At 51.7% G+C, this 8,547-nt stretch carries 10 protein-coding genes; 9 read left to right on the top strand and 1 reads right to left on the bottom strand.

Features of this window, described 5'->3' with window-relative positions; genetic code table 11:
* A partial coding sequence (locus R6U41_RS02015; RefSeq protein ID WP_410268162.1) for a hypothetical protein occupies window positions 1–695 on the top strand: 695 nt, incomplete at its 5' end.
* 305 nt (window positions 696–1,000) lie between these two features.
* On the opposite strand, the gene R6U41_RS02010 is transcribed toward R6U41_RS02015, so the two are convergent.
* Complete coding sequence (locus tag R6U41_RS02010; protein WP_410268161.1) at window positions 1,001–1,417, bottom strand: hypothetical protein; 417 nt, start codon at window positions 1,415–1,417, stop codon at window positions 1,001–1,003.
* A 240-nt stretch (window positions 1,418–1,657) separates the two neighbouring features.
* Between R6U41_RS02010 and R6U41_RS02005 the strand changes: the two genes are divergently transcribed.
* From R6U41_RS02005 to R6U41_RS01970, 8 genes are all read left to right on the top strand, one after another.
* Window positions 1,658–2,086, top strand: a complete 429-nt coding sequence (locus R6U41_RS02005; protein WP_410268160.1) for a hypothetical protein — start codon at window positions 1,658–1,660, stop codon at window positions 2,084–2,086.
* A 41-nt stretch (window positions 2,087–2,127) separates the two neighbouring features.
* Window positions 2,128–3,129: a BtrH N-terminal domain-containing protein gene (locus R6U41_RS02000; RefSeq protein ID WP_410268159.1), complete on the top strand. Its 1,002-nt coding sequence runs from the start codon at window positions 2,128–2,130 to the stop codon at window positions 3,127–3,129.
* A 65-nt stretch (window positions 3,130–3,194) separates the two neighbouring features.
* Window positions 3,195–3,878 (top strand): ABC transporter ATP-binding protein, encoded by a 684-nt coding sequence (locus R6U41_RS01995; RefSeq protein WP_410268158.1) that lies wholly within the window; start codon window positions 3,195–3,197, stop codon window positions 3,876–3,878.
* Window positions 3,875–5,158: an ABC transporter permease gene (locus R6U41_RS01990; protein ID WP_410268157.1), complete on the top strand. Its 1,284-nt coding sequence runs from the start codon at window positions 3,875–3,877 to the stop codon at window positions 5,156–5,158. The genes R6U41_RS01995 and R6U41_RS01990 overlap by 4 nt, the downstream gene beginning before the upstream one ends.
* 25 nt (window positions 5,159–5,183) lie before the next feature.
* Entirely contained in the window at window positions 5,184–5,456 is a 273-nt protein-coding gene (locus tag R6U41_RS01985) for a phosphopantetheine-binding protein (protein WP_410268156.1), read from the top strand.
* Window positions 5,453–6,661, top strand: coding sequence for a beta-ketoacyl-[acyl-carrier-protein] synthase family protein (locus R6U41_RS01980; protein ID WP_410268155.1), 1,209 nt, complete (start codon window positions 5,453–5,455; stop codon window positions 6,659–6,661). The genes R6U41_RS01985 and R6U41_RS01980 overlap by 4 nt, the downstream gene beginning before the upstream one ends.
* 14 nt (window positions 6,662–6,675) lie before the next feature.
* Window positions 6,676–7,740 (top strand): beta-ketoacyl synthase chain length factor, encoded by a 1,065-nt coding sequence (locus R6U41_RS01975; protein ID WP_410268154.1) that lies wholly within the window; start codon window positions 6,676–6,678, stop codon window positions 7,738–7,740.
* A 338-nt stretch (window positions 7,741–8,078) separates the two neighbouring features.
* Window positions 8,079–8,453 carry a desulfoferrodoxin gene (locus R6U41_RS01970; RefSeq protein ID WP_410268153.1) on the top strand — a complete coding sequence of 125 codons (375 nt, stop codon included), beginning with the start codon at window positions 8,079–8,081 and terminating at the stop codon, window positions 8,451–8,453.
* Window positions 8,454–8,547 lie beyond the last annotated feature (94 nt).

Here is an 8,547-nt window from a genome sequence, read left to right as displayed (position 1 = left end):
TGGCCAAAGAACCACTGCCCAGACACTCTTCGGATGAAATGATTGAAATCAGTCCCAATCTCTCGAATCAATTCAATCCCACTGAAAATCCAAAATTGTTGAAACACCTTGAACGCGAACAGAATTTTCCGCCAATCGTGGTTGCGAAAGCGTTGAGAAATCCGCACCCGTTTGTCGTCCGATCCGCTGAAATCCTGGAATTGTGTGAACCCAACGATGTCGGGATTATTGAGTCTGCGGACAAGAATTGTTTGGGCATACGGGTGTCTAAAAACAGCATTCGACGGGCGCTCCGGATCATGGATGCGCTTATCAAAGGATTGTTGGAGCGCGGATTCGAAGTTTATCCGGAGAAAAATTCGTTCGAGGTTACGATAGACGGCCAACGCCTTGGATTCGGAATCAGTGAGGAGGTTGTCAGCAAGAAAACACAGCCCAAGGACACGGACCTGGACGGGTATTACCAATTTGGCCACAGCCGGTTCGACTATGTGCGTGTCCCTTCGGGTAAGCTCTGTCTGACCATTCATGACCGCAGCTATTTTTACAGCGACAATTTTCGGAAAAACTGGCGTGACACGAAGCGTAAACAGCTTGAAGACAGTCTGGATGCCTTCTTCCTCGACCAAGCCGGCGAGGCGGACGATGAACAACCCGGTCAAAGTGAAGACAATCCGTATTTTAAAAGATGGTGATCCGTTCGGACAAAAGGGCCAACGATTACGATGAATTATCCGCTTGCAGGGGCGCTATGCTGGAAAATCCGCACCGCTTTGGGGGTGTTTAAGCGACACAAAAACCGCTTCCCCAGCTTTCAGGACCAGATAAACATGGCATTGCGCCATCACTGCAAGGAGGGAAATCTCAAATGGGTGTCACTGTTGTTGTGGGCCGGTGCCGACCCGTTTGCCAAGGGGCCGGATTCACCTGTTTTGTCCGGCAATTTCATGAAAATATCCCTGCCGCGCGAGCACTATCGTTTATAGACCTGGATAATGGATCATCCACGCAATACCCCAATTGCAACATGGCCCAGGGTCCGGGCCTTTGTTTGAACAGTGCCTTCCAGGACCGTATAATTTTCAATGCTGTAGAGGGGTTTTACGGTAGTGGTCAGGAGGGTGTGAACGGGAATGCGGCCTGCGTAAAAGTCCGCATTTTTAATTCCTTCCAGAAGCCCGCTGCCGCTGCCGTCCTCACGGGTACCGGTTTTCCAGGAAAAAAGGGCAGCCGCAGTCTGTGCGACGATTTCGATGATGATCAGGCAATCAACGGATTCTTGCCGGAAAAGCGGCCATTTTTCTGAAACCGCGGTTTGGGTGACCACCTTTTCGGATGTAATATCAACGATTTTATCAATCAGCTGCATTCTGTCCCGGTGGGGAATCAGGGTTTTCACTGAGGGCGGGTATGCCATGGCAGTCCTTTGATGTCTTCAAAATGATTTCAGACAGTAAAACAAAAAAGTCCAAACCGGTCAATGATAAATGAGAAGACCTGATTGCCTCCGGCCGTTTATTGTCCAGCCGGGCGCGCTACGCCTTTTGTTTGGCGCCAAATATCCCTTGACACACAAGCTTGCCTGAATCTATTTTTATCGCTGCTAGGGTAAAACAATTGCCTGCCAAAGCTTTTATTCTTCAGACGGTGCATTGGGATGAAAAAAGACAAGGTGCCTCAGGACGACGATAATCTGATGGAAGGGCGGAGCAGAGAGCTCTGTTACGCCGTTGATGAAAACGGCCGTTATGTAAGCGTGTTAAGTTCCGGGTGGGAGCCAAAAAATACTGCATTGCTCCAGGCCTGGGAACAGATCGGTGAAGAAGCAAAAGAGGCCTTTGATTCGTTTAAGGCGGGCCGGATGAGTCCCCTGGGCTTTTACATGGCCAAGGGGATGTTTGACCTCTCTCTTCTTTCCGCGTATACAAAAATTCCAAAGCGCAGGATCAGGTCCCACCTGGTACCGAAGAATTTCCGGCGCCTGGATGCGGAAACCCTCCGCAAGTATGCAGAGGTCCTGGATATTTCAGTGGATGAACTGGTGAAGGGGCCTGAAACGGCCGAAGTTTTTCCGGGAAAAAAATAAAGCGGATCCCACCCCTGACTTGCCTCAAAGAAGGGCGACGCATGAAAATTGACTTAAAACACAGCCAAACCGCTCATTGTGAAAACGGTGCCGCCATAAACCTTTTGCGATACCACGGCCTTGACATCAGCGAACCCATGGCTTTCGGAATCGGGTCCGGCCTGTTTTTTGCCTACCTGCCGTTTATCAAAATGATCAACATTCCTATTACTTCATTCAGGCCGTTGCCCGGAATGATTTTCAAGCGCCTTGCCAAAACCCTGGGCGTGGAAATATTCCGGAAAAAATTCAGGGACCCGGAAGAGTCCATGAAAGCCCTTGACCAGGCACTCGACCAGGGCATTCCGGTGGGTCTGCAGGTCGGGGCGTTTCATCTGACCTATTTTCCCAGACCCTACAGGTTTCACTTCAATGTTCATAATATTGTTGTTTACGGCCGGGAAAACGGGCACTACCGGATCAGCGATTCGGTCATGGAGGAGCCGGTATCACTTAGCTACGAAGAATTGATGCGTGTGAGATGGTCCCGCGGCGCCTTCGAGCCCCGGGGACGGATGTACTATCCCGTAAAAATCCCCGACCGGATCGATCTGCCTTCTGCCGTGATCAAGGGTGTCCGACGTAACTGCAAGGAAATGCTAACTATTCCTTTGCCTTTTTTCGGGGTCAAGGGTATCCGGTATGTTTCCAGGAAGATACGGAAATGGCCGGAGAAGCTTGGCGAAAAAAAAGCCGACCTTTACCTGGGAAATTTCATTCGTATGCAGGAGGAAATCGGGACCGGCGGAGCGGGTTTCCGTTTTGTTTACGCCGCTTTTCTTCAGGAGGCTTCTGATGTGCTTGACAAGCCGCGCCTTATGGAACTTTCCCACGAGATGACCGAAGCCGGCGACAGATGGCGGGCCATGGCCACAATTGCCGCAAGAATCATCAAAAAGCGAAATAACGGGCATGAAACCTACGCGGCGGTTTCCGCCAATCTTTGGGAAATCGCGGACCGGGAACAACATATCTTTTCCGAGCTGAAAAAAGCCGTTTCATGACCATCTCCCCGATAATACAGGTTTCCGGATTGCGCAAGGTTTATAAAGGCTCCTTGAAGCCGGCTGTGGACCAGCTCAGTTTCGCCGTAGAGGAAGGGGAAATATTCGGGCTTTTAGGTCCCAACGGCGCCGGGAAATCCACGACCCTCATGATGCTTTGCGGGCTTTTAAAAAGCGATGCGGGCAGCATCCGGGTTTTTGGCCTTGATGCCGGGCGCTGCAGCAATGAAATCCGCCGCCGGATCGGCGTCGCACCGCAGGAGATCGCACTGTTTCCGACCTTGACGGCCTGCGAAAACCTGGTCTATTTCTGCCGGATGTACGGACTTAAGGGCGCTGCCATACGTCCTGCCGTAAGGGGTTTGCTTGAGGAATTCGGCCTTCTTGAAAAGGCCGATGTGCGCGTGCTCCATTATTCCGGAGGCATGAAAAGAAGACTGAACCTGATTGCGGCGCTGCTGCATGGCCCGGGTCTGCTTATTCTCGACGAACCGACATCGGGTGTGGATGTGCAGTCACGCACCATGATCCTCGATTACATGAGGCGGCTGCAGGATAAGGGCGTTACCATCCTCTATTCGTCCCATCTGCTGGGAGAAGCAGAGCAGATATGCTCGCAGCTTGCCATTATCGACGAGGGCCGCCTGATCGCCGGAGGAACACTATCTCAGATGCTGGCCGAAAACAACGAGAGTGAAAGCCTTGAACAGTTATTTCTGAATCTGACGGGAAAGGGCATACGCGATTGAAGGTTCTGGCCACTATATGGAAAGAATTTCTCCTCCTTGTCCGGGATCCGGGCAGTCTGGCCCTGATTCTTCTTATGCCGCTGATCCTGGTGATCGTCATGACCGGTATTCAGTCCAACGCCTTTCGCGCGCTCCGGGAGACCCAAATCGACATTTTGATAGTCGACGAGGACCGTGATGCCTTAAGCGCGGCCATTGAGAACTTGTTGCAGGATTCGCCCAACATCAACCTGATTCCAAAAGCAGAAGGAAAGACCTTGACCCGGGACCAGGCACGGCAGCTGGTGCAGCGGGGAAATTATCAGGCAGCGGTCATTATTCCCGAAAACGCAACAGCTTCCCTGCAAAAAAAGATACAAAGCGCAGCTGATAACATTTTTTCCCGCTATGGTTCCGTTTCACAACCTGTGGACAAAAAAGATGACCCCCCGGTGAAGTTGGAGATCCTCTTTGAACCCACGATCAAGGCCGATTACAAGCAGACCGTGGCTGCGACACTGGAAAAGCGCATCGCCGGTGTCCAGCTTGAGTGGTTTGTCCGGGCCATGCAGGCACAGCTCGGCAGCACCGGAAAGCAACCGGAAAGTACAGCCGATTTTTCAGGGATGATCCGGGTGGACCAGGCCATTGCTTCAAAAAAAGAGCGCCCGGAAATTGAGCTTAGCGCTGTTCAGCATAACGTGCCGGCCTGGTCCATGTTTGCCATGTTTTTTATCCTGTTTCCCCTGGCGGGAAATTTCATCAAGGAGCGTGAAGACGGCAGTATGCTCAGGCTTCGCCTGATATCCGGCTCCCATACGCCCGTGATTTCAGGAAAGTTTGTCTTTTATCTGTTTGTCTGCCTGGTGCAGCTGGCTTTAATGATCTGTGTCGGCCTTTACCTGATGCCCCTTATCGGTTTTGGCAAACTGGAGCTGGGAACAAACCCGTTGGGCATTGTCCTTACAGGTCTGGCTGTTGCAATGGCTGCCACGGGTTATGGCCTGCTCATTGCCGTTTATTTTAAAATGCCCCAGCAGGCTCTTTCTTTCGGGGCCATTTCAGTGGTAATTCTGGCGGCCCTGGGCGGCGTCTGGGTGCCGGTATTCGCCATGCCCGATATTATGCAGCACATCAGTCCCTATTCCCCTCTGAACTGGGGACTTGAAGCATTCAATGATCTTTTTCTGCGCAGCGCCGGGACATCTATGATACTTCCGGATTTGATAAAACTGACAGTATTTGCGCTTGCCGCGCTAACGGCAAGTATCCTGATTCACAAATCTAGAAATGCGGATTGACACGCAATAAATAAACAGAAAGACAATGATGCAGACGACTATTGAAGATCTGATCCCTCAGCTAAAATCACAGATCCTGGAACGCCTGGATATTGATTACATGGATCCGGAGGAACTCGATGAAGAAATGCCCCTGTTTGGTGAAGTCACCGGCCTGGATTCCATTGACGCCCTGGAACTGACCGTCATGCTGGAGCAGCACTATGGCATCAAGATAACGGATTCGAAAGTGGCACGAAAGGTCATGGTTAATGTCCGGACCCTTGCGGCATATGTTTACGAGAACCGTCAGATATGAATCGTCGCGTTTTTATAACCGGTTATGGTGTTATTACCGCCATCGGCAGCAATGGCCCGGAGAATTTTGCCTCCCTGAAAGATGAAAGAAGCGGATACGGAAGGCTTGATTTCCTCCAGACGGTTCATCGTGACGAGATTTACTGCTGTGAAATCAAATTGTCCGACGATGAGTTGTGCCGGCAAGCCGGGGTTCCGACAAGAGCCGGTTTTTCCCGTACAACGCTTCTGGGCCTTATTGCGGCACGCCAAGCCATTGACTCCGCGGGACTTACGGAGGCCGAAACAAGCAGTGCGGGTCTTGTTTCGGCGACAACCGCCGGCGGAATCCGTGAGCTTGAAACCTACTACTACGAGCTGCAGGATCCCGAAAGCACCGGAGACTTTCTTGGGTTTCTTGATACCGGAGATCCCGGGGAACATACGGAACGCATGGCCGATACCCTGAATATGAAAAGGTATCCGGCCACGGTCAGCACGGCCTGTTCGTCAGCTGCCAATTCCATTGTTTTCGGTGCACGGCTGATTGCAAACGGGCTGGCTGATGTCATGATCTGCGGGGGCAGCGAGGCTTTGAGCAAAGTCACCATCAACGGTTTCAACTCTCTTAAAATTCTGGACAGGGATTTATGCAAGCCTTTTGATCACAATCGCAACGGCCTGAATCTGGGCGAGGGCGCCGCTTTCCTTGTTCTCGAAGCCGAAGAGCGGCTGGGGCATTCTGGGAAAAAGGCCATTGCCCAACTGTGCGGCTATGCCAGCTTAAATGATGCCTTTCATCAGACCGCTTCTTCCCCGGAAGGGGCGGGAACGCTTCAGGCCATGCAAAAAGCCCTGACCATGGGCGGGATTGCCCCGGAAGATGTTGATTATATCAACGCTCACGGTACGGGCACGGAAAACAATGACCTGTCAGAAGGGCTGTCTGTCCGGGCGCTTTTCGGGGATCAAGTGCCGCCGTTTAGTTCCACAAAGCCTTACACTGGGCACACCACCTCTGCAGCCGGCAGCGTGGAAGCGGCGTTTTGCCTTATGGGGTTTGAGCATGATGTCATATTTCCCAATCTCAACTTCAGCCGGCCCATGGAAGAGCTTGGCATGCGGCCGGTAACAAAATTGCGGCAGGGCGCAGGGCTCAGATATATTCTTTCAAATTCGCTTGGTTTCGGAGGCAGTACCACATCGCTGCTCTTTGCAAAATGCTGATCAACGGCAACGGCATGGATATTTATATCAACGGTGCGGGCGTTATTTCGCCCCAGCAGACATTCGACAACGAAACATTTCTGCCGGAGGTCACCGAGTATGGCGGCAATGTACTAACCTGCATTGAGCCGAATTTCAAAGATTACATCAACCCCTTCCAGATGCGCCGGCTCAGCCGTATGCTGCGCATGGGACTTTCTGCCGCCACTATCTGTCTTCGAAACGCCCGGCTGGAAACACCGGATGCCATTATAACGGCCACGGGTTACGGTTTTCAGGAAGAGATGGGAAAATTTTTGCTCGAAATTCTGCAGCAGGATGAACAGCAGCTCACCCCGACTTATTTCATGCAAAGCACCTATAATGCACTTTCCGGTCTCATTGCCCTGACGGTCAAGTGCATGGGGTATAACAACACTTATGCCGGCAGAGGATTTGCCTTTGAAACAGCCGTACACGACGCCATGCTGCTGCTCCGGGAAAAGGAAGCCGAAAATGTTCTGGTCGGTTCCTTTGACCAGGCCCATCATGTCCAGTACAGCGATTATGCCAAGCTGGGATATGTAAAAAAAGAAAAGACAAGCAATCTGAAACTCTTTGAAAGCCGTACACAAGGAACCCTCCAGGGCGAAGGAATGGCGTTTTTCACGGTTTCCGGCCAGGCGCTTCCCCATTCATGGTGCATACTGCAAAGCCTCCACACTGTTTACCGACCCGTGGATTTTCCGTTTTTGTGTGAAGAATTAACCGGTTTTCTGCAGGCCAACGGGATCGGCCCGGAAGATGTGGATGTTTTTGTAAACGGGGCAAGCGGCGACATTGTCCGGGACAAATGGAACATGGAACTCCGGAAAAATTTTTTCAGCCATGCCGCTGAGGTGCGTTTTAAACATTTAACAGGCGAATACGCCACGGCATCTTCCTTCGGGGTCTGGCTCGGTGCCGGGATATTGAAAACCCGGACCATCCCCGAGTCCGTCCTGGCCGCTCCAGCCACGTCCGATCGCCCGCTTCGGACAGTTCTTGTCTGCAACCATTTTCTGGGCAGGAATTATTCCTTTTTTCTGCTTACGGCTTAAACCCCGTCTATATCAATCTCAAAAACCATCCTTTTTTAGCTGAAAATATTTTCCACCCCTATGGCGGGGCAGGTGAAGTGGCATTGAGATATTTGACACTTCCCATGTTTTCTCATAAATTTAAAGAATCAATGGACAACCAGCAAGGGGCCCTTATTGCGCTGATTTTCTTTGTTGGCGTTTTTGGGGGGCAATGCATATATTGATAAATGAGATGCGGCAGGATTTTTCAGCCGCCCTGAATCCAGCGGGGCTGGAGCGGGTCCTGAACCTGCGGGCCTGCCCTGATACATTCAAAGAAATATATCCAGAAGAAACAAAGAAAGGAGATTAAATCCATGGCAGAGCAAAAACAGATTTACAAGTGTGAAGCGTGCGGCAACATTGTTGAGGTACTCCACGGCGGCGCCGGCGATCTTGTGTGCTGCGGAGAGAACATGAAACTGTTTGAGGAAAAGACCGCAGACGAGGGCAAGGAAAAACACGTGCCCGTGGTCGAGGCGGCTGACGGCGGTGTCAAGGTCAAGGTCGGCAGCAATCCCCATCCCATGGAGGAAAAGCACTACATTGAATGGGTGGAAATCATCGACGGAGACCAGTCCTGCCGCCATTACCTCAAGCCGGGCCAGGCGCCCGAAGCGGTTTTCAAGGGGGCCAATCCCAATGCAACAGCCCGTGAATACTGCAACGTGCATGGATTGTGGAAATCCTAAAACCCCTTTCGTCAAACGGAAAAGAGCCGGATCTGCCCGGCTCTTTTCCGTGCCCTGATCCATCTCCCGCGTAGCGCAGCAACAGGAGAGACCC

Origin of the sequence: Desulfosalsimonas sp. (assembly GCF_046483245.1) — a bacterium.
Taxonomy (GTDB): Bacteria; Desulfobacterota; Desulfobacteria; order Desulfobacterales; family Desulfosalsimonadaceae; genus Desulfosalsimonas.
The sequence above is the reverse complement of the archived record's forward strand: the minus strand, read 5'-3'. Positions and strand labels throughout refer to the sequence as shown.

Excerpts from the sequence above, each read along its gene's own strand:
- R6U41_RS02010 (WP_410268161.1), bottom strand. The coding sequence starts at position 1,417 with ATGGCATACCCGCCCTCAGTGAAAACCCTGATTCCCCACCGGGACAGA.
- R6U41_RS02005 (WP_410268160.1), top strand. The coding sequence starts at position 1,658 with ATGAAAAAAGACAAGGTGCCTCAGGACGACGATAATCTGATGGAAGGG.
- R6U41_RS02000 (WP_410268159.1), top strand. The coding sequence starts at position 2,128 with ATGAAAATTGACTTAAAACACAGCCAAACCGCTCATTGTGAAAACGGT.
- R6U41_RS01985 (WP_410268156.1), top strand. The coding sequence starts at position 5,184 with ATGATGCAGACGACTATTGAAGATCTGATCCCTCAGCTAAAATCACAG.
- R6U41_RS01980 (WP_410268155.1), top strand. The coding sequence starts at position 5,453 with ATGAATCGTCGCGTTTTTATAACCGGTTATGGTGTTATTACCGCCATC.
- R6U41_RS01975 (WP_410268154.1), top strand. The coding sequence starts at position 6,676 with ATGGATATTTATATCAACGGTGCGGGCGTTATTTCGCCCCAGCAGACA.
- R6U41_RS01970 (WP_410268153.1), top strand. The coding sequence starts at position 8,079 with ATGGCAGAGCAAAAACAGATTTACAAGTGTGAAGCGTGCGGCAACATT.